The organism is Rhodospirillaceae bacterium, assembly GCA_028819475.1.
In the GTDB taxonomy this organism is placed as follows: domain Bacteria; phylum Pseudomonadota; class Alphaproteobacteria; order Bin65; family Bin65; genus Bin65.
In genome coordinates this window covers 308,167-334,310 of the sequence record JAPPLJ010000050.1, presented here as the reverse complement: position 1 = coordinate 334,310, position 26,144 = coordinate 308,167, and the positions used below count along the sequence as shown (strand labels likewise).

At 67.3% G+C, this 26,144-nt stretch carries 24 protein-coding genes and 2 tRNA genes; 10 read left to right on the top strand and 16 right to left on the bottom strand.

Annotated elements, in window-relative coordinates:
- Position 1: 1 nt before the first annotated feature.
- From OXM58_16060 to OXM58_16025, 8 genes are all read right to left on the bottom strand, one after another.
- Complete coding sequence (locus OXM58_16060; protein MDE0149880.1) at positions 2-850, bottom strand: endonuclease/exonuclease/phosphatase family protein; 849 nt, start codon at positions 848-850, stop codon at positions 2-4.
- The gene (locus tag OXM58_16055) at positions 847-1,668 is read right to left on the bottom strand and encodes a carbohydrate ABC transporter permease (protein ID MDE0149879.1); all 822 of its coding nucleotides are present in this window, start codon (positions 1,666-1,668) and stop codon (positions 847-849) included. The genes OXM58_16060 and OXM58_16055 overlap by 4 nt, the downstream gene beginning before the upstream one ends.
- On the bottom strand, positions 1,665-2,528 hold the full coding sequence (locus OXM58_16050) for a sugar ABC transporter permease (protein MDE0149878.1): 864 nt from the start codon (positions 2,526-2,528) through the stop codon (positions 1,665-1,667). The genes OXM58_16055 and OXM58_16050 overlap by 4 nt, the downstream gene beginning before the upstream one ends.
- A gap of 90 nt (positions 2,529-2,618) precedes the next feature.
- The gene (locus OXM58_16045) at positions 2,619-3,905 is read right to left on the bottom strand and encodes an ABC transporter substrate-binding protein (GenBank protein MDE0149877.1); all 1,287 of its coding nucleotides are present in this window, start codon (positions 3,903-3,905) and stop codon (positions 2,619-2,621) included.
- A 94-nt stretch (positions 3,906-3,999) separates the two neighbouring features.
- Positions 4,000-5,073 (bottom strand): ABC transporter ATP-binding protein, encoded by a 1,074-nt coding sequence (locus OXM58_16040; GenBank protein MDE0149876.1) that lies wholly within the window; start codon positions 5,071-5,073, stop codon positions 4,000-4,002.
- Between the two features lie 204 nt (positions 5,074-5,277).
- Positions 5,278-6,291 carry an FAD binding domain-containing protein gene (locus OXM58_16035; GenBank protein MDE0149875.1) on the bottom strand — a complete coding sequence of 338 codons (1,014 nt, stop codon included), beginning with the start codon at positions 6,289-6,291 and terminating at the stop codon, positions 5,278-5,280.
- Complete coding sequence (gene hcrA, locus OXM58_16030) at positions 6,291-8,654, bottom strand: 4-hydroxybenzoyl-CoA reductase subunit alpha (protein MDE0149874.1); 2,364 nt, start codon at positions 8,652-8,654, stop codon at positions 6,291-6,293. The genes OXM58_16035 and hcrA overlap by 1 nt, the downstream gene beginning before the upstream one ends.
- Positions 8,655-8,669: 15 nt before the next feature.
- Complete coding sequence (locus OXM58_16025; protein ID MDE0149873.1) at positions 8,670-9,197, bottom strand: 2Fe-2S iron-sulfur cluster-binding protein; 528 nt, start codon at positions 9,195-9,197, stop codon at positions 8,670-8,672.
- A gap of 191 nt (positions 9,198-9,388) precedes the next feature.
- Here OXM58_16025 and OXM58_16020 point away from each other — a divergent pair, with 191 nt between their 5' ends.
- The 3 genes from OXM58_16020 (at position 9,389) to OXM58_16010 (ending at position 12,531) form a co-directional block, all read left to right on the top strand.
- Positions 9,389-9,760, top strand: coding sequence for a VOC family protein (locus OXM58_16020; protein MDE0149872.1), 372 nt, complete (start codon positions 9,389-9,391; stop codon positions 9,758-9,760).
- An 83-nt stretch (positions 9,761-9,843) separates the two neighbouring features.
- Entirely contained in the window at positions 9,844-10,992 is a 1,149-nt protein-coding gene (locus OXM58_16015) for an acyl-CoA dehydrogenase family protein (protein MDE0149871.1), read from the top strand.
- Positions 10,993-11,301: 309 nt separating this feature from the next.
- Entirely contained in the window at positions 11,302-12,531 is a 1,230-nt protein-coding gene (locus OXM58_16010) for a TauD/TfdA family dioxygenase (protein ID MDE0149870.1), read from the top strand.
- Here OXM58_16010 and OXM58_16005 read toward each other — a convergent pair.
- Positions 12,515-14,095 carry a benzoate-CoA ligase family protein gene (locus tag OXM58_16005; GenBank protein MDE0149869.1) on the bottom strand — a complete coding sequence of 527 codons (1,581 nt, stop codon included), beginning with the start codon at positions 14,093-14,095 and terminating at the stop codon, positions 12,515-12,517. The genes OXM58_16010 and OXM58_16005 overlap by 17 nt on opposite strands.
- Before the next feature lie 154 nt (positions 14,096-14,249).
- Between OXM58_16005 and OXM58_16000 the strand changes: the two genes are divergently transcribed.
- Entirely contained in the window at positions 14,250-15,290 is a 1,041-nt protein-coding gene (locus OXM58_16000; GenBank protein ID MDE0149868.1) for a COX15/CtaA family protein, read from the top strand.
- Between the two features lie 16 nt (positions 15,291-15,306).
- Here the strand turns inward: OXM58_16000 and radC are convergent, their stop codons facing one another.
- The 3 genes from radC to sfsA are packed head-to-tail and all read right to left on the bottom strand — an operon-like array spanning position 15,307 to position 17,740.
- Positions 15,307-16,080 (bottom strand): DNA repair protein RadC, encoded by a 774-nt coding sequence (radC, locus tag OXM58_15995; protein MDE0149867.1) that lies wholly within the window; start codon positions 16,078-16,080, stop codon positions 15,307-15,309.
- Between the two features lie 60 nt (positions 16,081-16,140).
- Complete coding sequence (gene map, locus OXM58_15990; protein ID MDE0149866.1) at positions 16,141-16,983, bottom strand: type I methionyl aminopeptidase; 843 nt, start codon at positions 16,981-16,983, stop codon at positions 16,141-16,143.
- A gap of 40 nt (positions 16,984-17,023) precedes the next feature.
- The gene (gene sfsA, locus OXM58_15985) at positions 17,024-17,740 is read right to left on the bottom strand and encodes a DNA/RNA nuclease SfsA (protein ID MDE0149865.1); all 717 of its coding nucleotides are present in this window, start codon (positions 17,738-17,740) and stop codon (positions 17,024-17,026) included.
- A gap of 156 nt (positions 17,741-17,896) precedes the next feature.
- Here sfsA and OXM58_15980 point away from each other — a divergent pair, with 156 nt between their 5' ends.
- Complete coding sequence (locus OXM58_15980; GenBank protein MDE0149864.1) at positions 17,897-18,658, top strand: molybdopterin-binding protein; 762 nt, start codon at positions 17,897-17,899, stop codon at positions 18,656-18,658.
- A 34-nt stretch (positions 18,659-18,692) separates the two neighbouring features.
- Here the strand turns inward: OXM58_15980 and OXM58_15975 are convergent, their stop codons facing one another.
- On the bottom strand, positions 18,693-18,932 hold the full coding sequence (locus OXM58_15975) for a hypothetical protein (GenBank protein MDE0149863.1): 240 nt from the start codon (positions 18,930-18,932) through the stop codon (positions 18,693-18,695).
- A 126-nt stretch (positions 18,933-19,058) separates the two neighbouring features.
- On the opposite strand from OXM58_15975, the gene OXM58_15970 reads away from it, so the two are divergent.
- Positions 19,059-19,145 (top strand) — tRNA-Leu (locus OXM58_15970).
- 38 nt (positions 19,146-19,183) lie between these two features.
- On the opposite strand, the gene OXM58_15965 is transcribed toward OXM58_15970, so the two are convergent.
- The 3 genes from OXM58_15965 to OXM58_15955 form a co-directional block, all read right to left on the bottom strand.
- Complete coding sequence (locus tag OXM58_15965; protein ID MDE0149862.1) at positions 19,184-19,471, bottom strand: HigA family addiction module antitoxin; 288 nt, start codon at positions 19,469-19,471, stop codon at positions 19,184-19,186.
- Positions 19,472-19,581: 110 nt separating this feature from the next.
- Positions 19,582-20,271, bottom strand: coding sequence for a hemerythrin domain-containing protein (locus OXM58_15960; GenBank protein ID MDE0149861.1), 690 nt, complete (start codon positions 20,269-20,271; stop codon positions 19,582-19,584).
- Between the two features lie 167 nt (positions 20,272-20,438).
- The gene (locus OXM58_15955) at positions 20,439-21,416 is read right to left on the bottom strand and encodes a nitronate monooxygenase family protein (protein ID MDE0149860.1); all 978 of its coding nucleotides are present in this window, start codon (positions 21,414-21,416) and stop codon (positions 20,439-20,441) included.
- 162 nt (positions 21,417-21,578) lie between these two features.
- On the opposite strand from OXM58_15955, the gene OXM58_15950 reads away from it, so the two are divergent.
- From OXM58_15950 to glpK, 4 genes are all read left to right on the top strand, one after another.
- Positions 21,579-21,655, top strand: a tRNA-Glu gene (locus OXM58_15950).
- Positions 21,656-21,832: 177 nt separating this feature from the next.
- The gene (locus OXM58_15945) at positions 21,833-23,674 is read left to right on the top strand and encodes an adenylate/guanylate cyclase domain-containing protein (GenBank protein ID MDE0149859.1); all 1,842 of its coding nucleotides are present in this window, start codon (positions 21,833-21,835) and stop codon (positions 23,672-23,674) included.
- Between the two features lie 146 nt (positions 23,675-23,820).
- The gene (locus OXM58_15940) at positions 23,821-24,624 is read left to right on the top strand and encodes a glutathione S-transferase family protein (protein ID MDE0149858.1); all 804 of its coding nucleotides are present in this window, start codon (positions 23,821-23,823) and stop codon (positions 24,622-24,624) included.
- Between the two features lies 1 nt (position 24,625).
- Positions 24,626-26,143 carry a glycerol kinase GlpK gene (gene glpK, locus OXM58_15935; protein ID MDE0149857.1) on the top strand — a complete coding sequence of 506 codons (1,518 nt, stop codon included), beginning with the start codon at positions 24,626-24,628 and terminating at the stop codon, positions 26,141-26,143.
- Position 26,144: the final 1 nt, after the last annotated feature.

The window sequence follows — 26,144 nt, the reverse complement described above, 5'->3', positions numbered from 1 at the left end:
CTCAGCCGGTATCGTCGAGAGTCAGCGCCAGCGGCTGGTGGTCCGAAGCATCGGTCTCCAGATCGACCGACAGGGATACGAGACGCGGCAGCAAATTCTCGGTTACGAAAAAGAAATCCCGGCAATGCGGCCCCGCCGGCCATTGTACGCGGTCAAATACCCCGCAGGTGGGATCGTGCGGGCGGCCCGGATACAGCCCGGACCAAGCGTCGATCAGTCCCGGCGCACCATCGTCGAAGGACTCCAGCATGGCCGCGTACTCCTGCGCTTCTACGCTCATGTTGAAGTCGCCACAGGTTACCGACGTGGCGGGCCGCACCGGGCCGGCATAGGGGCCGGCCGCGTGCGCCTCGGCCGGGTTCCTCTCCTGGGCGGCGGCCTCGACATGCAGTTCGCGCAGGCGCGCAACCTGGGCCCGGCGGTGCGCGACAGAGTGATACTCCAGATGCGTGGTGACCACCCGCAGGGGGCCGGCAGGCGTTTCGACCGTGACCTCGGTCGCTTGCCGCGGCATGTGCTTCACGCCCGGCGCCGCCGGCCAGGGCAGATGGTGGCGGAAGACGCTCAATACGGGTAATCGCGACAGCACCATGTTGCCGAAACGGTATTCCTCACGCCCGGCCGCACGCTGGACACAGGGCCCTTCGATGGCGGCATGGCGCGAAAACAGGTCTGCAATCGCGGCGAACTGATCGACCCCGGAGCCCGGGTCGCCCGGGCACTCGACCTCTTGCAGGCAAATCACATCGGCATCGGCCAGGGTGGCGATCACACCGGCGATGCGGTCCAGATCGACCCGCCCGTCGACGCCGAGGCCGGCCTGTATGTTCCAGCTGACGACGGTCGTCATTTGATTCCGGCGTGCATGAACGATTGCACGAACTGGCGCTGGAACAGCAGGAAGGCGATCAGCAGGGGCGCGACGGCGAGCAGCGTGCCGGCAGTGATGATCGGCCATTCAACGCCCGATTCCGGCGCGCCAAATATGGCCAGTCCAACGGTCAGCGGTCGGGTCGTCACGGAGTTGGTGATGACCAGCGGCCACAGGAAATTGTTCCAGTGATAGCTTACGGAAACCAGGCCGTAGGCGATGTAGGTGGGGCGGGCGAGCGGCACATAGACTTTCCAGAGGATCTGCAGCGCATTGCAGCCTTCGACCCGGGCGGCCTCCTCCAGTTCCTTCGGGACGGTCTTGAAGGTCTGCCGCAGCAGGAAAATACCGAACGCGCTTGCCATGTAGGGCAGGCCGATGCCGGTGATGGTATCGACCAGATCCAGCTGGCTCATGGTCCTGTAGTTCTCGACGATCAGCACCTCCGGCATGATCATCAACTGGACCAGGACGAGGGCGAAGGCGATGTTCTGGCCGCGGAACTCGAACCGCGCGAAAGCGTAGGCGGCCAGGGTGCAGAGGACGAACTGGGCCGCCAGGATCGACGACACCAGAAGAAATGTGTTGAGGTAGTAACGCGCGAAGGGCGCCTGCGACCAGGCTTCGCGGAAATTGTCCAGCGTGAGCGGCGCCAGAAGTTCGAACCGGACCGCATATTCCGACGGGTGAAAGGCGCTCCAGAAGGCATAGAGGAGCGGCAGCAGCCAGATGGCGGCGAGCAGCCAGGCGGCGCCGGCTTCCACCCCGTCCCGGATGCTGACGGCGCGCCGTCTCATCGATAATGGATCCGCTTGTCCAGGAACACGAACTGGCCGATCGCGATAACCGCGAGGCTGACCAGAAGCACGACGGTCAGGGTCGAGGCGTAGGCCTGATCGAAAAAGCTGAACGCGACCTCGTAGATGTAATACAGCAACAGGGAACTGGCGTTGTCGGGCCCTCCCTTGGTCAGGATAAAAAGCTGATCGACCAGCTTGAAGGAATTGATGATCGCGTTGATCAATACGAACAGCGTCGTGGGCATCAGCAAGGGAAAAACGACCCGCCGGAAGTAATACCAGCGGCCGGCGCCCTCCAGTTTCGCCGCTTCCTCGAGTTCGGGCGGCAGCGATTGCAGCGCCGCCAGATAGAAAATCATGAAAAAGCCGGCTTCCTTCCAGATCGTCATAACGATGATGCAGGTCAGCACCGTATCCGGGTCTCCCAACCAGTTGTAGGTCGTCAATCCCAGAACGCCGGCGACCTGATCGATCAGCCCGATCTGCGGCGTGTAGAAGAACAGCCAGATATTGGCGACCGCGATCATCGGCAAAACGGTCGGCGTGAAGTAACTCATGCGAATGAAACCGCGGAGGGGCAGTTTTCCGTTCACCCAGACCGCCATCAGCAGGGCGATGGCGATGCTCGCGGGAATGGTGCCGACGGCATACCAGAGGTTATTCTTCAGGACCTGCCAGAAGACCTCGTCGTCGAGCATGAAGCTGTAGTTTTCGACGCCGACGAATACGGAGGGTTTCAATGCCGTGCCGGCGGAGAAGAAACTCTGACCGAGCGTTGCAACCGCGGGGTAATAGGTAAAGGCGATCAATAAAATTGCGGCCGGCGTCAGCAGGAGCCAGCCGTATACCTGGTTCATGCTTGAAGGGGATCGTCTCATGGGAGCGACGGCGAAAGGCGGCGGCCCGTAAACGCCAGACAGCGTTTCGGGGCCGCTGCGACAGTCGTTCTAGCGATAGCGCTTCAACAGCCTGTCCGCCTGTTTCTGGGCCGAGCCGAGCGCATCTTTGGCCGACTTCTTACCGACCAGAGTTGCCTGAATGGCATCGTCCAGCAGCTTCCGGACGCGACCGGTCTGGTAGGTCGAAAGCTCCGCCGTCGCGAATTTGAGCTGGTCGCGGGCCACCGCGGCGGGCGGGAAGCCGGCGACGTATTTTTTCAGGGCTTCCGTCTGATACGCGTCCGGACGCGTGCCGATGTAACCCGTTTTCATGCTCCATTCCGCTGTCCGACCAGGTTCGGTCAGGAACCGGATGAGCTTCATGGCCGCCTTGCGCTCGGCCGGAGAGCTTTTCTTGAAAATGTAGAAGTTGCCGCCGCCGGTCGGCGTTCCGCGGCTCTTCTTGGCCGGCAGCATGGCAACGCCGAAGTCGAACTTGGCCTTGTTCTTGACTACGGTGAGGTTGCCCGTCGAATGCCACATAATGGCGGTCTTGCCTTCGAGGAAATTCTTGCGGAGCGTTCCCCACTCGATGGTGCCCGACGGCATGACGCCGTGCTTGTTGCCCAGATCGCGCCAGAACTGTAGCGCTTCGACGGTAGCCGGCGCGTCGAAGAAGGTCTTGTTGCCGTCGGCGTTCATCAGGACCTGGCCGTTCTGCTTGGTCAGGGCGCCGAACATCCAGTAGGGATAGCCGGTGGACGGAATCATGGCGCCCCAGCGTACGGTCTGATCGCCGCTCTTTTTCACCAGCTTCTTGCCCATCGAAACCAGCTCGTCCCAGGTCTCCGGGGCTTTTGCGGGATCGAGGCCGGCGTCGCGGAAAGCGTCCTTGTTGTAGTACATGACGATCGTCGAACGCTGGAACGGAATGCCCCAGACTTTGCCCTGGGTCATGCCGTTTTCCATCAGGGACGGATAGAACTTCTTGAGCCAGGTTTTTTCTTCCGCCGTCTCGACGATATCGTCGAAAGCGACAATGGCTCCCTGTTCGATAAGCTCGTAAATGTCGATCGAAAACATAACCGACAGCTGGGCCGGTTTGCCGCTCTTCAGGGCCGCCAGAGCCTTGATTCGCGCGTCGTTGTAGTTGCCGGCATAGATGGCGTTGACCTTGATATCCGGGTTGGCCTTCATGAAGTCCGCGACCATGCTGTCGACGATCTTCGTCAGCGGACCGCCCACGGCAACCGGATAGTACATGGTCAACTCGACCGCGCCGGCGCCCGGTGCGTTCATCGAAAGGCCGAGCGCAAGCGCAGCGCCGCCGATCAGGGCTTTCAATTTTCGGAACATTTCCTTCTCCTCGTCGTGGTGAACGAAAACCGTGATGCCGGTTTCCGTTCGGTCAATTTTTGCATCGTGCGGTCCGGGCGTGCGCCGAATTCGGTCAAGCGGTGACCGAAAGCGCCGCAGCGCCCTGCTCACGGCGGCCATTCCCGGAATTGAAGATGTGGGTGTCGTCCGCCGACCATGTCAGGCCGATGGTTGCTCCGGAAGCAAATCCGAACCTTCCGGGCGTCCGTACCAACACCTCCTGCGCACCGATTTGCGCCGAAACGATCGTATCGGCTCCCAGATAGTCGCAAGAGTCGACGGTTGCCGGAACGCCGCCCGACGCCGCAACCCCGATATGCTCCGGGCGCACGCCCAATTCGTAGCCGTCGCCCGAACCGGCGACGACGGCAGGTCCGTCGCTCCCGGCGATGACGGCGGCGCCTCCGGCGTCGGAAAGCCGCAGGATGTTCATGGGCGGCGTGCCGATGAATTCCGCGCAGAACTTCGTCGACGGGCGGTCGTAGAGGCGGTCCGGCGTGCCGGTTTGCTCGATCCGGCCTTCGCGCATCAGGATAACCTTGTCGGCCATGCTCATCGCTTCGGTCTGATCGTGGGTGACGTAAACGACCGTCATCCCGAGGCGCTCCTGGAGCGCGCGGATCTCCACCCGCATTTCGTGCCGCAATTTCGCGTCCAGATTGGAGAGCGGTTCGTCCATCAGGCAGATGGAATTCTCCGCGACGATGGCCCGGGCCAGGGCCACCCGCTGGCGCTGGCCCCCGGACAGTTGGGACGGCTTGCGGTCCAGAAGCCGGTCCAGTCCGACCATTTCGGCGACCTGCGCCAGGCGGCGCTCCTGCTCCGCCCGCTCGACCCTGCGCACCTTGAGGCCGAACAGGATGTTCTGGCGGGTATCCAGATGCGGAAACAACGCGTAGGACTGGAACACCATGGATACCCGGCGTGCCGACGGCGGCTCATGGGACATGTCTCGGCCGTCGATCATCACCTTTCCGGACGTCATCTCCTCAAGACCGGCGATCATCCGCAGAGTGGTCGACTTCCCGCATCCGGAAGGCCCGAGCAGGACGACGAAAGTACCGCTGTCTACCGTGAACGAAATATCGCCGACGGCGACTGTCCTGCCCCAGGACTTGGTAACTTCGGTCAACTCTATGGCGGCCATCGGTTACGTTATGCGGGTAGAATCGTGAAACATTCGCGACTGTATCATGCGTGACCGCCAGGCGAATACGTCAACGTGGTAACGGCTTTCGGGGCGCGGCGCTTGGACGGTCGCTTTCCCGGAAACCGGCGTCTCCGCCGGCCGGTGCGGCCACGCCTAATCGGACAGCGCGGCGCCGGAGTCAAAGGAAATTACGGTTGTTTCTCAGGCCGCCCCTTCGAACAGCTCCCGCACCAGCCGTATCGCCATCTTGGTCGCGACGCGGCGGCGGTAGTGGCCGGGGGTGAAGGTGGTCTTCATCGACATGAGCTGGTCCTTGCACAGGTCGTCGATGCCCTGGACCGTTGCGTCGTCCAGCGCGCCGCCGGCCAGGTCTGCCGCGCCTTCGAGGAACACCGGACGCGGATTTGTCCCGGTGATCGCGATGCGCAGGTCGGCGAGCCGGTCGCCGTCGCGCGCCACCGCCGCCGCGCAGCCGGCCACGGGATACTCGATCGAGCGGCGGATGCGCACCTTGTCGTAGCCCGAGATCAGGTTGCCCGGCGCGGCGGCGCGGATGCGCAGCACGAATTCGCCGGGCCGGATCGCCATATAGTCGATGCCGTCGCCGGTCGAGCCGTCCTGCCGCGAATAGCCGATGAAGAAGTCGCGCATCGAAACCGTGCGCGCGCCGTCCGGGCCGAGCAGGTCGATCTCGCCGCCGAACAGCAGCATCGCCGGGGCGAGGTCGCCGGAATAGGTCGCGAAGCACACGCCCTTCGACTTGGGCGCGACGTGGCACATCTCGCCCAGTTCGGTCTTCAGGCAGTGGTCGTTGGCTTCGCGCCACCATTCGGACTGGTTGTAGTAGATGCAGCGCGTATCGAGGCAGATGTTACCGCCGACCGTGCCCATGTTGCGCTGGGTCGGCCCGGCGATCGAGCCGGCGGCTTGGGCGACCGCCGGGTAGAGGCGGCGGATTTCTGGGTGTTCGGCGACCTCGTACAGCCGGATCGAGGCGCCGATGACGAGGCCGTTCTCGCTGACGTCGATGCTCTTGAGATCGGCCAGGTCGTTGGTGTCGATCAGCACCGGTGGCGTCTCGATGCCGCGGCGGATGTTGACCAGGATGTCGGTGCCGCCGCCGATCATCCGGCTCTCCGGATGGGCCTGACGGGCGGCCAGTGCCTCCTCGACCGTCGCCGGCCGGATGACCTCGAAACCGTGCAGCGCGTCCATCAGGCGGCCTTCTTCTTGGCACCGAACCGGGCGGCCTTTTCGAGGGCGAGGAACACCTTGTCCGGCGTAATCGGCGTGTCGGGAAAGCGTATGCCGGTGGCGTCGTAAATCGCGTTGGCGACCGCCGGGATGAAGCTGCTGAGCGAGCCTTCGCCGGCCTCCTTGGCGCCATAGGGGCCGTGGGGATCGTTGGATTCGACGATATGGGTGTGGATCGGCGGCGAATCCTGGATCGTCGGCACCCGGTAGTCGAGCAGGTTGTTGGCGAGGTTGAGGCCGTTGTAGTAGCCGGTCTCCTCGCTCAGCGCCTGGCCCATGCCCATCCAGACCGAGCCCTCGACCTGGCCCTCGACGGTCAGCCGGTTGAGCGCCTTGCCGCAATCGTGGGCGACCCAGACATCGTCGACCGTGACCTCGCCGCTGGTCTCGTCGACCGTGACCTCGACCGCCTGGGCGGCGTAGGAAAAGCCCATCGTGCCGCCGATCGCGGCGCCGCGGTATTTCTTGCCGCCCCAGCTCTCGGGGATCGTGTTGTAGATGCCCTTGGTCGTGATCGTGCCGGTGTCGCGCAGCGCTTCCATGACCACTTCCTGGAAGGGGATGCCGGTATCCTGGCTGCCGGCGCGGTAATATTCGCCCAGCACCTCGATGTCCTCGGGATTGGCCTCCAGCTTGCGCGCCGCCGCCTCGACCAGGATCTTGCGCAGGTTCACGGCCGCTTCGAGCGTCGCGTTGCCGACATAGAAGGTGACGCGGGAGGAATAGGAACCGTTGTCCTTGGGCGTGACCTCGCTGTCGGCCGCAATCACCCGGATGCGGTCGATCGGCAGGCCGAGCACGTCGGCCGTGATCTGCGCGACCAGGGTCGACGAGCCCTGGCCGATCTCGGCAGCACCGGTCAGCACGGTGATCGCGCCGTCCCAGTCCAGCTTGAGATTGACCGTCGCGTGTGGCTCGCCGGTCCAGTTCACCGGCTTGGAGGCGCCGGAGATATAGTGGGAGGCGGCAAAGCCGATGCCCTTCTTCTTGCCCGGCCCGGGATCGGGCAGGCCCTTTGCCCGCTTTTCCTTCCAGCCGCTCGCCTCCTCGACCCAGTCGACGCATTCGGGCAGGCCGTAGGAATTGATCATCAGGTCGTTCTGGGTGAAGGCCGGCGCCTCGATATAGTTGCGCCGCCGCACCGCGATCGGGTCGAGGCCCAGTTCCTCCGCCATCTCGTCGAGCAGTGATTCGAACACGAAGCGCGTGTTGACCGTGCCGTGGCCGCGGAAGGCGCCGCAGGGCGGCGTGTTGGTGAGCACCCGCCGGCCGATATAGCGAACATTCTGCAGGTCGTAGATCGCGTAGAGCAGCGAGCCGGCATAGAGGATCGTGACGATGCCGTAGCTCGAATGGGCGCCGCCGCGCTGGTCGTTCTCCAGCTCGACGCCGGTGATCCGGCCGTCCTTCGCCATGCCGATCTTGAGCCGCAGGTCGGTCTCCGGCCGGCCGCGATGGGTGATGAAGGTCTCCTCCCGGGTCGTCAGCAGCCGCACCGCGCCGCCGATCTTGCGGGCGAGCAGGGCGGCGATCAGTTCGGGCTGCAACGTCTCGGTCCGGGCGCCGAAGCCGCCGCCGACATGGGGCTTGATGACCCGGATGCGGCCCTGGTCCATGCCGGTCACCTTGGCCAGCATCAGGTGGACGTAGTAGGGCACCTGGGTCGAGCACTGGCAGGTCAGCCGGTCGCGCAGCGGATCATAGGAGACCAGCGCGCTGTGCATCTCCATCTGGGCCTGGCAGACCTCGGCGGCATGGAAGTTCCGCTCCATAACCAGGTCCGAGCCGGCGAAGGCGTCCTCGACGTCGCCGAGCTCGAAGAACACGTCGCGCTCCAGGTTGCCGGGCCGGTGCTCGTGCAGGTCGACGGCGTCCTCGGCATAGGCGTCCTTGCAGCGGAAGTAGGCCGGCAGTTCCCTGACCTTCATCCGGATCTTCTTGACCGCCGCCTTGGCGATGTGGATGTCGTCGGCCGCGACGGCGGCGACCGGCTCGCCCTTGTAGCGCACCCGGTCGCGCGCCAGCGGGTATTCGCCGCGCGCGATCGGCAGGACGCCGAAGGTCTTGTCGCAGTCCGCGCCGGTCACGACGGCGCGGACGCCCGGCATCGCCTCGGCTTCCGAAGTATCGACCTCAAGCACTTCGGCATGGGCGTAGGGGCTGCGCAGGATCGCGGCCTCCAGCGCCTCGCCCTCGACGAAATCGGCGGTGTATTTCGCCGCGCCCGAAACCTTCTCCGGCCCGTCGACCATCGGGACGTATTCGCCGATGGAGCGCACCGGCTCGGCCGCGGCGGGATCGACGGGTTTGACCTGTTCGTTCATTGCTCCGCCTCCCCGTTACGCCACCCGGTCCGCCACCCGGTCCGGAAGCGGCGGGTAGGGCGCCGGCTCCTCGCCCCGCCGGCGCGCCGCGGCGTGGTGCACCGCATCCAGAATCTTGATGTAGCCGGTGCAGCGGCAGATGTTGCTGCCCAGCGCCTCGCGGATGTCGTCGTCGTCCGGCGCCGGGTTCCGGCGCAGCAGCGCCTCGGTCGCCATGACGAAGCCCGGCGTGCAGGCGCCGCACTGTGCGCCCAGCTTCATGTGGAAGCCTTCCTGCACGTCCGACAGCCGGCCGTTGTGCGCCAGGCCCTCGACCGTCTCGACCGACGTGCCGGCGACCTGGCCGACCAGGGTGAGGCAGGAGAGCTGCGCGCGGCCGTCGACCAGCACCGTGCAGGCGCCGCATTCGCCGCCGTCGCAGCCGGTCTTGGTGCCGGTCAGGCCGAGTCCTTCGCGCAGATAGTCGAGCAGCAGGGTGTTGTCCGGCACGACGCCGTCATGCGCCCGCCCGTTGAGGGTGAAACTGACGATCCGTTTCGCCATCGGTCCGGCTCCCGTCGCCGATTTGCGCAGTGATTCAAATAATCAGTAACACAAATTATTTGTCACCTCAATTAAATATGTCCGCCAGTTCCGGCGGCCCCGACTGAGGGCGGCGCCTGTGACGATATCGGCATTTGGCCCTCGCCGGCACGCGGGATAAGCCGGTTCTCCCTATCGAGAGGAGACCGCTCATGGCCGACCACGGCGCCTTCCATTGGAACGAACTGCTCACCGGCGACGTCGAGGACTGCAAGGCGTTTTTCGCCGAGGTCTGCGGCTGGACCTATGACGACGTCCCGATGCCGAATTTCACCTACACGGTCGCCAGGTCCGGCGACAGGATGGTCGCCGGCATCATGGACAAGGCGAAAACCGGCGCGCCGGACATGCCGAACCACTGGATGGCCTATATCGCCGTGGGCGATGTCGACGCCGCCGCCGCGAAGGTCGCCGGCGTTGGCGGCACGGTCCTCCAGGATTGCTTCGACGTCCCGAATGTCGGCCGCATCGCCATCGTCCAGGACCCCGGCGGCGCGGTGATCGGCCTGATGACGCCGTCGTAGGCGCGACAACCCCCGTGCCTTGATCCGGCCCGCGTTTCGGGCTTTGTTGCGGCGCTCCCGATAGCCGGAAAGAGGCCGCTGCCATGTCCGCCGGTTCCATCGCCAAAGCCGACCGCTATATCGAGACCGCCCGACGCTTTGCCGCCGAGGCCGTCGCCCCCCATGCCGCGGCGTGGGAGCGCGACCGGCGCGCGCCGCGCGAGGCCTTCGAGGCCGCGGCCGAGGCCGGGCTGATGGGCCTGCTGGTGCCCGAAGAGCTGGGCGGGGCCGGCCTCGACCTGTTCGCGATGGCGCGCATCATGGAGGTGCTGGCCGCCGGCGACCTCGCCTTCGCCTTCAGCCTCGTCGTGCACAACAACCTGGCCGGCAACATCGCGCGCAACGGCGCGCCGTACCATCACACTGCCCACCTGCCGGACCTGATCGCCGGGCGGCGCATCGGCGCCTTCCTGCTGACCGAACCGCAGGGCGGCAGCGACGCCGCCAACGTGCAGACGACGGCGGCGAAGACGGAAAGCGGCTGGCGCATCGACGGCGAGAAGGCCTGGGTGACCAGCGGCTCCCACGCCGACCTGCTCAGCATCTACGCCCAGACCGATCCGGCGGCGGGCCACCGGGGCGTCGCCTGCTTCCTGGCGGCGGCGGATGCGCCCGGCGTCGAGCGCCTGCCGGCCTACGCCATGCTCGGCGGCCACGCCCTGGGCGCCGGCGGTTTCCGCTTCGACGGGCTGGAGCTTGACGAAGCGGCCCATTTCATTCCGGCCGGGCGCGGCTTTGCGGCCGCGATGGAGGGCATCGACCTGGCGCGGGTCAACGTCGCGTACAGCGCTTGCGGCATGCTGCGGTCCGGGCTCGATGCGGCGATCGCCTTCGTCTCGCAACGCTCCCTGTTCGGCACGCGCAATACGGAAAAGCAGGGCATCCAATGGATCCTGGCCGACGCCGCCAGCGAACTGGAAGCGGCCTCGGCGCTGGCTGCGAAGGCTGGCGCGGCGCTCGCCGCCGGCGATCCGGACGGCAGGGTGCTGGCGGCCCATGCCAAGAAATACGCCACGCGGGTCGCCTTCGACCGGCTCAACGACTGCATGCAGGTGATGGGCGCCTGGGGCCTGACCCACGACCATCCGCTCGCCCGCCATCTGGCCGGGGCCAAGATCGCCCAGTATCTCGACGGCGCCAACGAGATTCAGAATGTCGTGATCTCCCGCGCCCTGTTCGGCGGTCGGGGCTGAAGGCCGAAAGCGCGCGATTGCGTGTGGGGCCGCGGAGCGCAACCGCGGCCCCGTCATTTCTCATCCGTCATTTCGACCGACCGAAGGGAGCGGAGAAATCTTTCCGCGCAGGTGCCTCGCCCCGGCTCGTCGCGGGAAAGATATCTCCGCTCCGCGGCCTTACAGGCCGCTCCGGTCGATATGACGGGAGAAGTGAACCGAACGGAGCGGCACAGGGAACTTCACCGCCGGACGATTTCGCTTGACCTGGACCGCGAACGGCGCGAGAGGGGCGCGCCTTTCATGCCTTCGCGTTAACGGGACGCAGCCATGACGGGGACGGACGCGCACTCGGGCCGGGCCTGGCCGCCGACGCCGGACTTCGACACCTGGCCGGTCGAGCATCTGCCGGCCGGGGCCACGACGGACGGCCGGATCGTCACCGTCGCGTGGGACGACGGCAGGGTCAGCCGCTATCACGCGATCTGGCTACGCGACAACGCGACCGAACCCGGCACCCACAGCCCGGTCACGCGCGAACAGGTCGGCCATCCCTGGGACCTGCCGGCGGACCTCGCCGTATCGGCGGCCGCGGTCGCGGAAAACGGCAGCATCGAGGTGACCTTCGCGCCCGAAGGCCGGACCGTCGCCTACCATCCTGGCTGGCTGCGCGCGCTCGACTATTCCAACGGCCGCCACGACGATCTCGGCGACATCGCGCCGACACACTGGGATCCCCGCCGCCTCGCAGCCCCGCCGACCTTCGACGGCCCGGCATGCATGGACCGGGACGGCGCCCTGCTGGAAGCGCTCGAAGCCCTGATGGAATTCGGCATCGTGCGCCTGCGCGGCGTGCCGACTGACGAAACGGCGGTGCAACGGGTCGCCGAGCGCATCGGCACGATCCGCAACTCCAATTTCGGCTTCCTGTTCGACGTGAAGACCGCGCCGGCGGACTCGCGCAAGGCCGCGGATTCCAACGCCTATTTTGCCGGCGCCCTGGCGCCGCACACCGATCTGGCGACCCGGGAATACGAACCCGGACTGCAATTGCTGCATTGCCTGGTCAACACGACCCGGGGCGGGCGGGCCGTCTATGTCGACGGCTTTGCCGTGGCCGATCGCATCCGGCGGACGGATCCGGATCTGTGGCGGGCGGTCACGCAGATCGAATGGACCTTCACAAACCGCTCTCCGGCCACGGACTATCGCTGGCGCGCGCCGCTGGTCGTGCTGGACGGGAACGGCGATCCCCGCGAAATCCGCGCCACGACCTTTCTGCGCGGCCCGCTCAACGTCGATTTCGACGATGTCGAGGCGGCCTATGCCGGCCTGCGCGCCTTCCAGACCCTCGCCGCCGGCGAAGGTTTCGCCATGACCTTCGACTACGCGCCCGGCGACCTGGTCGTCTTCGATAACCGGCGCGTCCTGCACGGCCGGACGGCGTTCGACGACGCGGTCGGCGAGCGGGCGCTCAAGGGCTGCTACATGGAGCGCGAGGAGGTGTTGAGCCGCATCCGGATCTTGCGCCGGGCAAAGCGCGCTAACCGCGCAGCTTGAAGCGCTGGATCTTGCCGGTTGCGGTCTTGGGCAGTGCGTCGACGAATTTCCACCAGCGCGGATACTTGTAGGGCGCCAGGCTGGCCTTGACGTGGCCATGCAGTTCTTCCTGTAGCGCCGCTTCGTCGTCGGTCACACCGTCGGCGCGCACCACCCAGGCTTCGGGCTTGACGAGGCCGGCCTCGTCGTCGCGGGCGACAATGGCCGCCTCCAGAACCTTGGGATGGCCGATCAGGCAGGCCTCGATCTCGACCGGCGAGGTCCAGATGCCACCGACCTTCATCATGTCGTCGGACCGGCCCTCGCAGACGAAGCAGCCGTCCTCGTCGGTCCTGTAAGTGTCGCCGGTATCGAGCCAGCCGCCGTCCAGCATGGTCGCCGCGGTTTTTTCCGGCAGGTTCCAGTAGCCGCGCGCCGTCGAGCCGCCCCGGATCTGCAGCGCGCCGGCTTCCCCGGCGGCGGCCGGCGCGCCGTCCTCGCCGACGATGCGCGCCTCGTAGCCGGGTATAACAAGCCCGCTCGTGCCCGGTTTCTGGATATCGCGCCGGTTGGAGATGAAGATGTACAACGCCTCCGTCGAGCCGATGCCGTCCAGGATCGTCGTGCCGGTCGTTTCCCGCCAGCGCCGGAAGATGTCGGCCGGCAGGGCCTCGCCGGCCGAGACGCACCAGCGGACGCTCGCCACGTCGCAGGCCGCGCCGCCGTCGATCGCCGCCAGTTGTGCGGCGTAGAGCGTCGGCACGCCGAAAAAGAGCGTTGGGCGGAAGCGCTCGAAAATGTCGAAAGTCATCTGCGGCGTCGGCCGTTCGGCGGCCAGCACCGCCGTGGCGCCGACCCAGAGCGGGAAGGTCATGGAGTTGGCCAGGCCGTAGGCGAAGAACAGCTTGGCGGCGGAGAAGCAGATATCGTCCTCGCCGACACCGAGCAGGTCCACGCCGTATTGCTGGCTGGTCACGACCATGTCGCGATGCCGGTGGATCGCGCCTTTCGGGAAGCCGGTCGAGCCGGAGGAATAGAGCCAGAAACAATCGTCGCCGGCTTCGCTGGGATACGGTTCGAGGCCGTCGGAGGCCTGCGCCGCCAGCGCCGCCGCCCGGTCCTGCCGCAGCAGATGCGCCGGCTTGTGGTCCGCCTGCGCGAGCGCATCGCGCACCGCGCCATCAAACTCGGGCGACCAGACGATGGCGGCAGCCGCCGAATCGTCGATCATGTAGCGGTAATCCTTCGCCGTGAGCAGCGTGTTGAGCGGCACCGGCACGATGCCGGCCTTGATGGCGCCCCAGAAGACGAAAAAGAATTCCGGGCAGTCCTTCACCACCATCAGCAGCCGGTCGCCGGTTTCGATGCCGAGGCCCCTCAGGGCATTGCCGTACCGGTTTACCCCGATGGCCAGTTGCCCGTAGCTGACCTCTTCGCCCGCCGTCGTCAGGATGGCGGACTTGGTGCTGCGGCCTTCCCCTATGTGCCGGTCGATGAAGGCCACGGCGGCGTTGAACGGCGCCGCGAAATCGAGGGCGGCGCCGTTAGCGCTGTCCGGAGTGACGGTGACGGTGTGGGCAGCCATCGCACGGCTCCTCGATACCGGTTGCGTTGCCGGGGCCGCGCGGCGAATTGCATCGCGCAGCCGGGTTTCCCCGGCTCTAGCACAGGGACATCTTCGGATTCACCGCGCAACACGGCGCGCCTGCAATCCTTCCGCTCCCCGACCCGCCGCCAGCATGTTTGCGCCTGCCGACGCTCCCGTCCATCCGTCCGTCCGCCGCTGGCTTCTGCTGGTGGCTGGGATGATCTTCGCCATGGTCGCGCTCGGCGGGCTGACCCGGCTGACCGAATCCGGTCTGTCGATGACCGAATGGCGGCCCCTGTTCGGCTGGCTGCCGCCGATGGGCGACTCCGCCTGGCAGCAGCTGTTCGACCTCTACAGGGAGACGCCGCAGTACCGGCAGGTCTTCCCCGACCTGACCGTCGGCGGCTTCAAGGCGATCTTCTGGCTGGAATATCTGCACCGGCTGTTCGGCCGGCTGATCGGCGTCGTCTTCCTGGCCGGCTTCGTCATCCTGCTGCTGCGCCGCCGCCTGCCGCGCCGGCTGGTCCCGCCGCTGGCCGCGCTGTTCGTCCTCGGCGGCCTGCAGGGCGCGCTCGGCTGGTACATGGTCGCCAGCGGACTGGTCGACCGGCCCTCGGTCAGCCACTACCGGCTCGCTGCCCATCTCTCCCTGGCGATGATCCTCTACGCCTGGACCGTCTGGCTGATCGCCCGGATGAACCGGCCGGCAAGGCCGGCGGCCGATGCGGCGGCCGGCGGCAGCGGGCTGGCGGTCGCCGCCTACGGTTCGATCGCGCTGACCGTCGTGTTCGGCGCCTTCGTCGCCGGCCTCGACGCCGGGAAAATCCACAACACGTTTCCGCTGATGGGCGGCGCATTGGTGCCGGCGGACTATCTGCGGCCGGGCGGCGGCCTTGCCGAATTCGTCGCCAATCCGGTTGCGGTGCAGTTCAACCACAGGGTTCTGGCGATCCTGAGCGTCCTGCTCGTCCTCGCCCTGTGGTGGCGGACACGCGGGCAGGGCGGCGCGGAGGAACGGCGATGGGCCGGTTGGCTGCTCGCCGCCGCGCTGCTTCAGACGGCGCTCGGCATCGCGACGCTGCTCCTGTACGCGCCGGTCTGGCTGGCCGCGCTGCACCAGGCCGGCGCCATGCTGCTGGTCACCGCCGCCGTCCTGCACGCCGCCGCGCGGCGGCGCGGTCAAGGCGTCTGAACACCGGGCGGACGCTCTACAGCAACCCCAGCGAGCGGAAGGAAGTGTCGCCCTCGGCCGAGACGATCAGGTGGTCGAGCACGACCACGCCGATGGGCGCCAGGGCGTCCTTCAGCGAATTCGTCATCCGGATGTCCGCTTCGCTCGGCGCCGGGTTGCCCGACGGGTGGTTGTGGACCAGCAGGACCGCCGTCGCGCCCCGGTTCAGCGCCCCGTGCGCGACTTCGCGCGGATAGACCGGCGTGTGGTCGACCGTGCCGCGCTGGACGATCTCGTCGTCGATCATCCGGTTCCGCTTGTCGAGATAGAGCACGCGGAACTGCTCGACCGGCTCCCGGCCCATGGCGGCGCGGCAGAAGCCGACGACCTTGCGGTAGTTGTTGAGCACCGGGCGGCCCGACGCCTCCTGCCGCGTCAGCCTTACGCCCGCCGCCGCGGCCGCCTTGATCGCCGCCGCGGCGGCCGGGCCGATGCCCTCGGTCCGCAACAGGTCGGCCGGGCTCGCGGCCAGCACGTTGCCGAGAGAGCCGAACTCCGCAATCAGGCGCTTCGCCACCGGCTTGACGTCGCCGCGCGGGCTGGCGGCGAACAGGATCAGCTCCAGCAGCTCGTAATCGGGCAGGGCGTCCGCTCCGCGGTCGAGGAAACGGCGGCGCAGCCGTTCCCTGTGGCCGCCGAGGGACTTGTCCTTCGGATCGAAATCGGGCACGGCGTCGCGGTGCAGCGCGCTCTCCGCGCCCTTGCACGGGCCGGACTCCGGCCAGCAATGATCGAAATCGCGCAACATCATCGGATATATACCCGGAACGTTCCGGAAACTTCAACCGATTTTATGCACTTCGGGGGGAATTCAGGCCGCGCGTTCGGCCGGCTCGTAGGGCGGCTTCTGCCAGCCGCGCGGCGAGCCGGTGAAGATTTCCGGGCCGTCCGCCGTGACGCCCAGGGAATGTTCGAACTGGGCGGACAGCTTGCGGTCGCGGGTCACGGCGGTCCAGCCGTCCTGCAGGATCTTCGTCGCCGGGCCGCCGGCGTTGATCATCGGCTCGATGGTGAAGAACATGCCTTCCTGGAGCACGAGTCCGGCGCCCGGCTCGCCATAGTGCAGGACGCTTGGCGCGTCGTGGAACACCGTGCCGAGGCCGTGGCCGCAGAAGTCGCGCACGACCGAGAAACCCTGGCTCTCTGTATAGGTCTGGATTGCGGCGCCGATATCGCCGAGGGTGGCGCCCGGCCGCACCGCCGCGATCCCTTTCATCATTGCCGCCCAGGTGACCTCGATCAGCCGCTCGACCCGCACGCCGACCCGGCCGACCGGGAACATGCGGCTGGTGTCGCCGTGCCAGCCGTCGAGGATCACCGTGACGTCGATATTCAGCGAATCGCCGTTCCGCAGGACTTTCCGTTCGTCCGGGATGCCGTGGCAGACGACATGGTTGACCGAAGTGCAGATCGATTTCGGGAACCCGCGGTAGCCGAGCGGCGCGGGGGTCGCGCCGTGGTCGCGGATGAAGTCGTGGCACAGCCGGTCGAGTTCGCCGGTCGTGACGCCGGGCTCGACATAGGGCGTCACGAAATCCAGGGTTTCCGCTGCGAGGCGGCCGGCCCGGCGCATGCCGTCGAAATCGGCGGCGTCGTGCAGCTTGACCAAGGTGCGGGAGCCGCCGGTCTTGTCGAAAAGGACGTCGGTTCTCATGGCGCCGGGAGAGTATGTTGCGCTGCGAAAAATTAAAACCTCATATCCCGACCGGCAAGGGCCGGCGCACGGCGATCTCCTCCGGCGTCACCCGGCAATCGACGGCGCGGAAGTCGACTCCGGCAGCCTGCGCATCCCGGGCCGCTTCCGCATAGGCCGGGTCGATATCCGCGGCCAGGCGCACCGCTTCGCAGTCCCCGCGCTGCACCAGATAGAGCAGCATGGCCCGGTCGCCACCGGCGCGGACCGCCGCCAGTTCGCGCAGGTGCCGGGCGCCGCGCACCGTCACCGCGTCGGGAAATTCGCCGATATGGGGCGCCGCCGCCGACCGGCGCAGGGTCACGCTCTTGACTTCGAGGAAGCAGCGCCGGCCGTCGTCGCCGGTGAGCAGGAAATCGACCCGCGAACCGCTGCCGTAGCGGACCTCCCGACGGATCGACGGCCCGGCGAGGGCGGGATCGACCAGTCCGGCGCGCAGCGCCTCTTCGACAACGGCGTTCGCCCGGCCGGTGTTGATGCCGACCAGGCTGCCGGTATCGGCGTCGCGCACCAGTTCCCAGGTCCATCGCAGCTTGCGCTTCGGGCCGGCGGCCGGCGACAGCCAGACTTCGGCGCCCGGCTCCGCCAGTCCTGCCATCGAGCCGGGATTGGGACAGTGGGCGACGACCCGCCCGCCCGATTCCAGGTCGACATCGGCCAGGAACCGCTTGTAGCGCCGGACCAGCGCGCCGCGGATCAGGGGAGCGGGGAATTGCATGGCGTCCGGTTTATGGCGATCGCTTCGGGCCGGCAAGCGGCCCGGCGGCCGACGCCGGGCGGGACGGGTTCAGTCCGCTGGCGGCTTGTCCGTTGCAGGCCGCGTCCGAGGCGCTATTCTCCGCCGCGCAACCGAAGGCGCATCGACCGGGATTAGATGTCCAGCACCAAGACCGAATACACCGCCTGCCTGATCGTCATCGGCAACGAGATCCTGTCGGGGCGGACGCGCGACGCCAATCTCCAGTATCTCGCCGGCAGGCTGAACCGCTGGGGGATTCAGCTGCGCGAGGCGCGGGTCATTCCCGATATCGAGCGGACCATCGTCGAGACGGTGAACCATTGCCGCCGCGCCTTCGACTACGTCTTCACCACCGGCGGCATCGGGCCGACCCACGACGACATCACGGCGGCCAGCGTCGCGAAGGCCTTCGGCGTCGGGCTGGTCAAGGACCCCAAGAGCTTCGCGCTGATGGCGGCGCGCTACGAGACACCGGAGGAATTCAACGAGTCGCGCCGGAAAATGTGCTTCATCCCGGATGGCGCCGTGCCAATCGAGAATTCCGTCTCCGTCGCGCCGGGGTTCCAGATGGAGAATGTGTTCGTGCTGGCCGGCGTGCCCTCGATCATGCGGGCGATGGCCGACACGTTGCAGAACCGGCTGATCGGCGGCGCGCCGGTCCGGTCGCGCGCGATGGGCTGCCATCTGCCGGAAGGCGCGGTCGCCGGGGGCCTGGCGGAGATACAGGAGCGCTGGCCCGGCATCGACATCGGCAGCTATCCCTTTTACCGGGAAGGGAAATTCGGCACGAGCCTGGTGCTGCGCGGCACCGAGCCGGCGGCGCTCGACGCCGCCTATGCCGCGGTGGCGGACATGGTGACCGGGCTGGGCGGCAAACCGGTGCCGGAAGACGATTGAACCTTAAGCGGACCGGCGGGCGAAGGCGCGCGGTCTACCGTTTGCGGTTTCTCTCCGCGCGCCGCAGCAGCGCGGCGACGACGAGGCCGATGATCCAGCCGGCGAGCGGCACGGTGAAGATGAAATCGAACAGGACATGCCCGGTATCGCCGTTCGTCGCGATCACGATCCCGGCCATCCAGACCGCCGACAGGACATAGCCGATGCGCTGGACCGGCTCCTTCCGCCGCCACCAGGGGAGCGCGTCGGGGGAGGGGTCTTGCGGATCGGCCATTCGAGCCAGGTCGGTTCGTTCGCGGGCGGCGGGCAGGGTGCGTCCGAGGCTTACCGGCCCGGCGCCGGTTGCGCAACGCCGGACAAAGGACTTACCTATCCTTCGCCGCAACCGGCTGCGGCACGGGCCCGCTTGGTGGAATCGGTAGACACGAGGGACTTAAAATCCCTTTCGCGAAAGCGAGTGCGAGTTCAAGTCTCGCAGCGGGCACCAGCTTTCCGATGCGCCGCTCGCCGCAATCCGTCGGCGTTCTACGCTGCTGCAATTCGTTCGATCTTGATCTTGCGTTCCAGATCGCGGGAGCGGGACAGATCGAACGCCAGTTGCATGCCGAGCCAGGTCTCGGGCGTCGAGCCGAAGGCCTTCGACAGCCGGTAGGCCATCTCGATCGATACGGCTGCCTTTTCGTTGACCAGATTGGAGAGCGTCTGGCGCCCGACGCCGAGCCGCTTCGCCCCTTCCGTGACCGACAGGCCGAGGGGCTTCAGGCAATCTTCGCGCACGATGGCGCCGGGATGCACCGGGTTCTTCATGGCCATGACGTGCGCTCCTGACGGTCGTCCTTGGTTATAATCCATATTGGACTGCGCGTCAGTCGCCGAACCCGAAATTCGCCCCATAATCGTCAACGAGAGGCGAGTTTCGCCCATCAAATCCAGTTCAGGGTCAGGAGCTTCTGGCGGGCGCCCTGTTCGAGCGGCGAGTCCGGCTTCGGCAGCGCCTTCTCCGGCTTCTCACGTTCGGCATAGCCCATCGGGGCGGGGGCGAGGGCGACGATCTGGCTATAGAGGTTGTCGAAGCGGCTGCGCGGCTCCTCGCCGAAGATCGGGTCGTCGTTGGCGCTGAAAGCGGCCTCGATCGGGGCCCAGTCTTCTTCGGTCAGCACCTCCTGCGCCCGCGGCATGACCTCGACGCCTTCCTTGCGGCCGTGCGCCCGTTCGAAATCGACGTAACTGTCCACGGCGTCGGCGAACGCCTCGAATTTGGCCGCGCCGTCGCCCTGCCAGCGTCCGTTCCACAGGGTCTGCAGTTCGGCGGCCCGGTCCTTCAGGTCGCTGACCCGTTCCTCGCCTTCCTCGTGCTGGGCCAGCAATTCGGAAATCACCGGATCGAGATCCGGCGCGCGCGCCAGGACCGCAGGAAACAGGTAGGTATCCTCCTTGGGATGATGGAACCGGTTCGGGAAGGAAGTCAGGTAATCCAGGACGGCGTGGATCATGGCGAAGGGCGGCACGATCGCGCCCCTGCGCGCCTCGCCGACCGTGTGCTTCAGGCAGAACAGCACCGCACTGATCGCGCGGTGTTCCCGTTTCAGGATATCGAGGGCGGCCTGCGACATGGCAATGCTCCGGGCAATACTCCGGTTGGGCGTGCGCCCGTCCGCCGGGCGGTCCGGACGCACGCCCCGGTTTCGGCATTCAGGCGGGAATCGTTGCTGAAGCGGGCGCGCGCCGCATTGATGTGAATCAAGACGGGGTGGGTCAGGTTGCCGCCGCACGCCTTGGTTCAGGCGGCCAGCATGCCTTCCAGCCGCCGGCGGACCAGGAATTCGGCCTCGGCCATGATGCCGTCGATCAGTTCCTTGCAGGTCGGGATGTCGTGGATCAATCCGGCGACCAGGCCGCAGCTCCAGGCGCCGGCATCCATGTCGCCCTTGAGCATCACCCTGGGATAGACGCCCATCACCTCGTCCATGATGTCGTCGATCCGGATGCTGTCGCCGAGGGTCCGCTCCTTTTCCAGAAGTCGTTCCACCGCCGCGTTGGTCAGCACCCGCTCGGTGTTGCGCAGCGGCCGCATCACCAGCCTTGTGTCCAGCTCCGTCGCGGCGACGATCGCCTGCTTCACCCTATCGTGGACCGGCGCCTCTTTGGTCGCGATGAAGCGGGTGCCCATGTTCATGCCGTCCGCGCCCATCGCCAGCGAGGCGACGAGGCTGCGCGCATCCGCCATGCCGCCGGACGCGACGAACGGGATGGTCAGCTCGTCGGCCGCCCGCGGCAGCAGGATCATGTTCGGGATATCGTCCTCGCCCGGATGGCCGCCGCACTCGAAGCCGTCGACCGAAACCGCGTCGCAGCCGATCGCCTCCGCCTTGAGCGAATGGCGCACCGAGGTGCATTTGTGGATGACCTTGATGCCGTTTTCCTTGAGCTGCGGCAGGAACGGCTGCGGGTTGCGCCCGGCGGTCTCGACCACCTTGATGCCGCCTTCGATAATCGCCGCCATATATTCGTCGTAGGGCGTGTCGCGAAACGAGGGCAGGATCGTCAGATTGACGCCGAAGGGCTTGTCGGTCATGCCGCGGCAGCGGACGATTTCCTTCGCCAGGTCTTCCGGCGTTTCCTGGGTGAGGCCGGTGATGATGCCGAAGCCGCCGGCGTTGGAGACCGCCGCCGCCAGTTCGGCGAAGCCGACATAGTGCATGCCGCCCTGGATGATCGGGTGCTCGATGCCGAGCATTTCGGTGATGCGGGTCTTCATGGCGCGGGCGGTCCTTCGGCGGCGGCGGCTGTTCGGTCGCGGCCCGGTTTAGCCCGGAAACGGCAGCCGCCGATTTCAACAAAATGTCGCGAGGCGGGCGCCGCCCCGCGGCCCCGCTTGATTTTCGCGGCCTTCGCCCATAGGTGAGGCGCGCGAAACCGCGACCCCATCGTCTAGTCAGGTCAGGACGTCACCCTTTCAAGGTGAAAACACGGGTTCGAATCCCGTTGGGGTCACCATCGCGCAATTCCGGTCAGGTTCGGTGGCGCCCGTTCGTTTTGCCCTGGGGATTTTCCGAAGCATCGCCGGTCTCGCGCGCGTCCGGCGTTCAACGGTAGAATGACCGGGGCTAGAATGACCGGGGGCGCCCGGGCAGCGCCCGGCCTCTCGCTTCGGACGGAACGCTGACACCCGCCATGCCGCTCAAATCCGACAGCCCGGAACCGCCCCCGTCGGCGCGCTGGAACGGGCGCTTCTCCATCACGATCACGCTCGCGACGGCGATCTCCCTGCTCGTCCTGGTCTCGGTCGGCAGCGTGCTCGGCGTCGGCGTCTGGCTGGCGGGGAAGAACACGTTCGCCCTGATGGGCCAGAACGCCAACCAGGGCATCGCCAACGCGGTGGCCCGCCTCGAACAGCACCTGCGCCCGGCCGAGGACCAGGCGCGGTTCATCGCGCGGCGAATCGAAAAGGGCGAGATCGACCCGAAGGACGGCGCGGCGTTCGGCCGCCTGCTCACCGGCGCCCTCGCCGGCGTCCGGCAGATCGAGGCCGTGTCCTTTTTTGACGAGCGGCTGGTCGCGTTGACCGCCGCGCGGCGCGAAGGCGAAAATATCGAAGTTCACGAGGCCGACCTGTCGCGCGACCCGCAGATCCGCCGACACCGCCCGATGTTGGCCGGGGACCCGCAATGGGTCGCGCCACTCTGGCGCGATGAGCACAAGAAAACCTTCTTCAACCTCGTCCATCCCGTCCGCCGCGACGGCAGGCCGATCGGGGCCGTGGTCGCGATCGTCTCGATCCGGGAACTGTCGGCCTTCGTCCGCAGGATCGGCAAGGCCGATCCGGGCACCCGGTTCATCCTGTACGGCCGCGACCGCGTTCTGGCCCATCCGCTGATGGCGCGCGGCTATCCGGGCGGCTCGGTGGCGAACCCTCTGCCCCGTCTGACGGACTTCCGCGATCCCGTTCTGGCGGCGATGTGGCAGCAGGAAGGCCGCTTCGATCTCGTCACCCCGCTTGCGCAGGATACGAACGGCCACAGGATCCGGATCGGCGATCAGGAATATATCTTCGTCTTCCGCCGCCTGCACGGTTTCGGGCCGAAACCGCTGATCGTGGGCACCTATTTCCACATCGACGATGTCTCGACTGTGTGGCGGCGGATGACGGTCTCGATCGCTATCGGTGTCGCCGCCCTGCTGCTGGCCATCGTCGCCGCCGTGATCCTCGGCCGGCGCATCGCCCGGCCCATCGTGCGTTTCTCCGCGGCGGCCGGGCAGGTCCGCGATCTGAACATCGGCGAGATCGGCGACCTGCCGGGCAGCGTGTTCCGCGAACTCGACCAGCAGGCCAAATCCTTCAACGCCATGCTGCGCGCCCTGCGCTGGTTCGAGCTCTACATTCCCCGGAAGGTGGTCGAGCGGCTCGTGAAGCGCGGCGAGATGGACGACACGATTTCCTCGGCGCGCGAGATCACCGTCATGTTTACCGACATCGCGGGCTTTTCCTCGGTGTCGGAAGACCTTTCGGCGCCCGAGGTTGCTGCCCTCGTCAACCGCCATTTCGAGATCGTCGCCGGTTGCATCGAGGCCGAGGACGGCACGGTTGACAAGTTCATCGGCGATTCCGTGATGGCCTTCTGGGGCGCGCCGGACGCGCAGCCCGACGCCGCCGAGAGGGCCTGCCGGGCGGCATTGGCGATCGCCGACGGCATCCGGGCGGAGAATGTCCAGCGCCGGGCCGCGAGCGAGGCGCCGCTGGGCATCCGCATCGGCATCCATTCGGGCAGCGCCACGGTCGGCAACATCGGCTCGCCCGGCCGCATCAACTACACGATCATCGGCGATGCGGTGAATGTCGGCCAGCGCCTCGAGCAGCTCGGCAAGACGCTCTGTCCCGAAGGCAGCGAGACCGCGATCCTGATCAGCGGCGAGACCGCGGCCGGGCTGGGGCCGGAGTTCGCGCCGAAGCCGGCCGGCCGCCATCGCGTCAAGGGCCGCGCCGGCGAGGTCGACGTGTTCACGCTGGGCGACTGAGGGCCCGCGGCGGGTCCGGAATTCGGCGGATCGCGGCGCGGCGCGGAAATCCTCTGCAATCCGGCGAGTCTTTGGTACAGAAGTGCCGCGCCGGGCCCGAAGGCGGGTCGGCGCATAGCGGGAACGACAGGCTAGGCAGGGAAACGATGCTGGAGCTGTATCACCACGGATCGTCGGTCTGCGCCGCAAAGGTGCGGCTGGCACTGACCGAAAAGGGGCTCGAGTGGACCGGTCATTATCTGGACATCCTCAAGGGCGACCAGTTCGCGCCGGAATACCGCAAGCTCAACCCCAAGGCCGTGGTGCCGACTCTGGTCCATGACGGCACGGTCATCGTCGAATCCACCGTGATCTGCGAATATCTCGACGAGGTCTTTCCCGACCCGCCGCTGATCCCGGCCGATCCGGTGCAGCGCGCGAAGATGCGCTGCTGGACCAAGGCGGTTGACGAGGAGGTGCACCGCGCCTGCGGCCCGCTCACCTTCATGGCTTCGCATCGCCATACGCTGATGCGCCTCGGGCCCGAGAAGCTGGAGGAATTCCTGCAAAGCACGCCGGCCGATTCGGTGACGTCGGACTGGAACGTCCGCAAGCGCGGCTATATCGAGCAGGGCTTCGATGCGCCCGACGCCAGCCGCATCGTGCATCTCTACGACCGCTATCTCGCGAAGATGGAGGCCGATCTCGTCGGCGGCCCGTGGCTGGCCGGCGACGCCTATACCCTCGCCGACGCCGGCATGACGCCCTATCTCGCCCGGCTCGACATGCTGCAGATGCAGGCGATGTGGACCGAAAGCCGGCCGCGTCTGACCGACTGGTTCTCCCGGATCCAGGCCCGGCCGAGCTACGCCGAGGCGATCGACCGGTGGATCCCGGACCATCTGCGCAGCGACCTGAACACCTTCGGCGGGCAGAACTGGCCGTCGGTGCGGGACATACTTGCCGCCTGACATGCCCGCCGAGCCCGCCGGCGCCGCGATCCTGGCGATCGACCAGGGCACGACGAGCAGCCGGGCCATCGCCTTCGACCTCGCCGGCGGCATCGTCGCCAGTGCGCAGCAGCCGCTGCCCCAGCATTTCCCGCGCGACGGCTGGGTCGAGCAGGACCCGGAGGACATCTGGCGCACGGTGCTGGAAACCGCGCGGCAGGCGGTAGCCGAAGCGCAGGGCAAGGGCTTCGCCGTCGCCGCCATCGGCATCGTCAACCAGCGCGAGACAACGGTCGTCTGGGACCGTGGGACCGGCCGGGCGATCCATAACGCCATCGTCTGGCAGGACCGGCGCGGCGCGGAGCGCTGCCGGGCGCTGGTAGGGGCGGGCGCGGCGCCCGCGATCCGCAAGACGACCGGGCTGGTGCCCGATTCCTATTTCTCGGCGACCAAGCTGGAATGGCTGCTCGGCCATGTCGACGGCGCCGGCGCGGCGGCGCGCAACGGGGAACTCGCCTTCGGCACGGTCGACAGTTTCCTGCTCTGGCGCCTGACCGGCGGCGCGGTCCACGCGACCGACGCGACCAACGCCTCGCGCACCATGCTGTTCGACATCGAGGCGCAGGGCTGGGACGGCGCCCTGTGCCGCGAATTCGGTGTGCCGGACGCGGTGCTGCCGGAGGTGCGGGACAGCGCCGGCGCGTTCGGCACGGCCGGCCCGGAGATATTCGGCGCGGCCATTCCCGTGACCGGCATTGCCGGCGATCAGCAGGCGGCGCTGGTCGGGCAGGGATGCCTGACGCCGGGCATGGCCAAGAGCACCTACGGCACCGGCTGCTTCATTCTGGTCAACGCCGGCCGCGACCGGCCCGAACCCGGCGAAGGCATCCTGGCGACCGTCGCCTGGCGGCTCGGCGGCGAGACCGTCTATGCCGTCGAGGGCGCCATCTTCAACGCCGGCACCGCCGTTCAGTGGCTGCGCGACGGGCTGGGCGTCATCGCTGACAGCGCGGCGAGCGAGGCCCTGGCCGCCGGCCTGGCGAACAATGGCGGCGTCTATCTGGTGCCGGCCTTCACCGGCCTCGGCGCGCCCTGGTGGGACGCCGGCGCGCGCGGCGGCCTGTTCGGCCTGACGCGGGATACCGGCGCCGCCCACCTTGTCCGAGCGGCGCTGGAGGCCTGCGGCTACCAGACCGCCGACCTGCTGGAAGCCACGGGAAGCCCCGAAGGCGGCAATGGTTCGGGATCGGGGGCGGGACGTCTACGCGTCGACGGCGGCATGGCGGCCAACGACTGGCTGATGCAGTTCATCGCCGACATCGCCGGCGCCCCGGTTGAGCGCCCGGCGGTGACCGAAACCACGGCGCTCGGCGCCGCCCTGCTCGCAGGCGTCGGCGCCGGCCTCTACGGCTCGCTCGAAGAGGCGGTCGCCGCCGCCTGGCGCGCCGACCGTATTTTCACGCCGTCGATGGCCGCAGACTGCCGCCGCACGCTCCGCGCCGGCTGGCGCGCCGCGGTGGACCGGGTGCGGAGCGAATGAA

Bases quoted from the DNA above. Each gene is read 5' to 3' on its own strand.
- OXM58_16060 (MDE0149880.1), bottom strand. From the start codon at position 850: ATGACGACCGTCGTCAGCTGGAACATACAGGCCGGCCTCGGCGTCGAC.
- OXM58_16055 (MDE0149879.1), bottom strand. From the start codon at position 1,668: ATGAGACGGCGCGCCGTCAGCATCCGGGACGGGGTGGAAGCCGGCGCC.
- OXM58_16050 (MDE0149878.1), bottom strand. From the start codon at position 2,528: ATGAACCAGGTATACGGCTGGCTCCTGCTGACGCCGGCCGCAATTTTA.
- OXM58_16045 (MDE0149877.1), bottom strand. From the start codon at position 3,905: ATGTTCCGAAAATTGAAAGCCCTGATCGGCGGCGCTGCGCTTGCGCTC.
- OXM58_16040 (MDE0149876.1), bottom strand. From the start codon at position 5,073: ATGGCCGCCATAGAGTTGACCGAAGTTACCAAGTCCTGGGGCAGGACA.
- OXM58_16035 (MDE0149875.1), bottom strand. From the start codon at position 6,291: ATGGACGCGCTGCACGGTTTCGAGGTCATCCGGCCGGCGACGGTCGAG.
- hcrA (MDE0149874.1), bottom strand. From the start codon at position 8,654: ATGAACGAACAGGTCAAACCCGTCGATCCCGCCGCGGCCGAGCCGGTG.
- OXM58_16025 (MDE0149873.1), bottom strand. From the start codon at position 9,197: ATGGCGAAACGGATCGTCAGTTTCACCCTCAACGGGCGGGCGCATGAC.
- OXM58_16020 (MDE0149872.1), top strand. From the start codon at position 9,389: ATGGCCGACCACGGCGCCTTCCATTGGAACGAACTGCTCACCGGCGAC.
- OXM58_16015 (MDE0149871.1), top strand. From the start codon at position 9,844: ATGTCCGCCGGTTCCATCGCCAAAGCCGACCGCTATATCGAGACCGCC.
- OXM58_16010 (MDE0149870.1), top strand. From the start codon at position 11,302: ATGACGGGGACGGACGCGCACTCGGGCCGGGCCTGGCCGCCGACGCCG.
- OXM58_16005 (MDE0149869.1), bottom strand. From the start codon at position 14,095: ATGGCTGCCCACACCGTCACCGTCACTCCGGACAGCGCTAACGGCGCC.
- OXM58_16000 (MDE0149868.1), top strand. From the start codon at position 14,250: ATGTTTGCGCCTGCCGACGCTCCCGTCCATCCGTCCGTCCGCCGCTGG.
- radC (MDE0149867.1), bottom strand. From the start codon at position 16,080: ATGATGTTGCGCGATTTCGATCATTGCTGGCCGGAGTCCGGCCCGTGC.
- map (MDE0149866.1), bottom strand. From the start codon at position 16,983: ATGAGAACCGACGTCCTTTTCGACAAGACCGGCGGCTCCCGCACCTTG.
- sfsA (MDE0149865.1), bottom strand. From the start codon at position 17,740: ATGCAATTCCCCGCTCCCCTGATCCGCGGCGCGCTGGTCCGGCGCTAC.
- OXM58_15980 (MDE0149864.1), top strand. From the start codon at position 17,897: ATGTCCAGCACCAAGACCGAATACACCGCCTGCCTGATCGTCATCGGC.
- OXM58_15975 (MDE0149863.1), bottom strand. From the start codon at position 18,932: ATGGCCGATCCGCAAGACCCCTCCCCCGACGCGCTCCCCTGGTGGCGG.
- OXM58_15965 (MDE0149862.1), bottom strand. From the start codon at position 19,471: ATGGCCATGAAGAACCCGGTGCATCCCGGCGCCATCGTGCGCGAAGAT.
- OXM58_15960 (MDE0149861.1), bottom strand. From the start codon at position 20,271: ATGTCGCAGGCCGCCCTCGATATCCTGAAACGGGAACACCGCGCGATC.
- OXM58_15955 (MDE0149860.1), bottom strand. From the start codon at position 21,416: ATGAAGACCCGCATCACCGAAATGCTCGGCATCGAGCACCCGATCATC.
- OXM58_15945 (MDE0149859.1), top strand. From the start codon at position 21,833: ATGCCGCTCAAATCCGACAGCCCGGAACCGCCCCCGTCGGCGCGCTGG.
- OXM58_15940 (MDE0149858.1), top strand. From the start codon at position 23,821: ATGCTGGAGCTGTATCACCACGGATCGTCGGTCTGCGCCGCAAAGGTG.
- glpK (MDE0149857.1), top strand. From the start codon at position 24,626: ATGCCCGCCGAGCCCGCCGGCGCCGCGATCCTGGCGATCGACCAGGGC.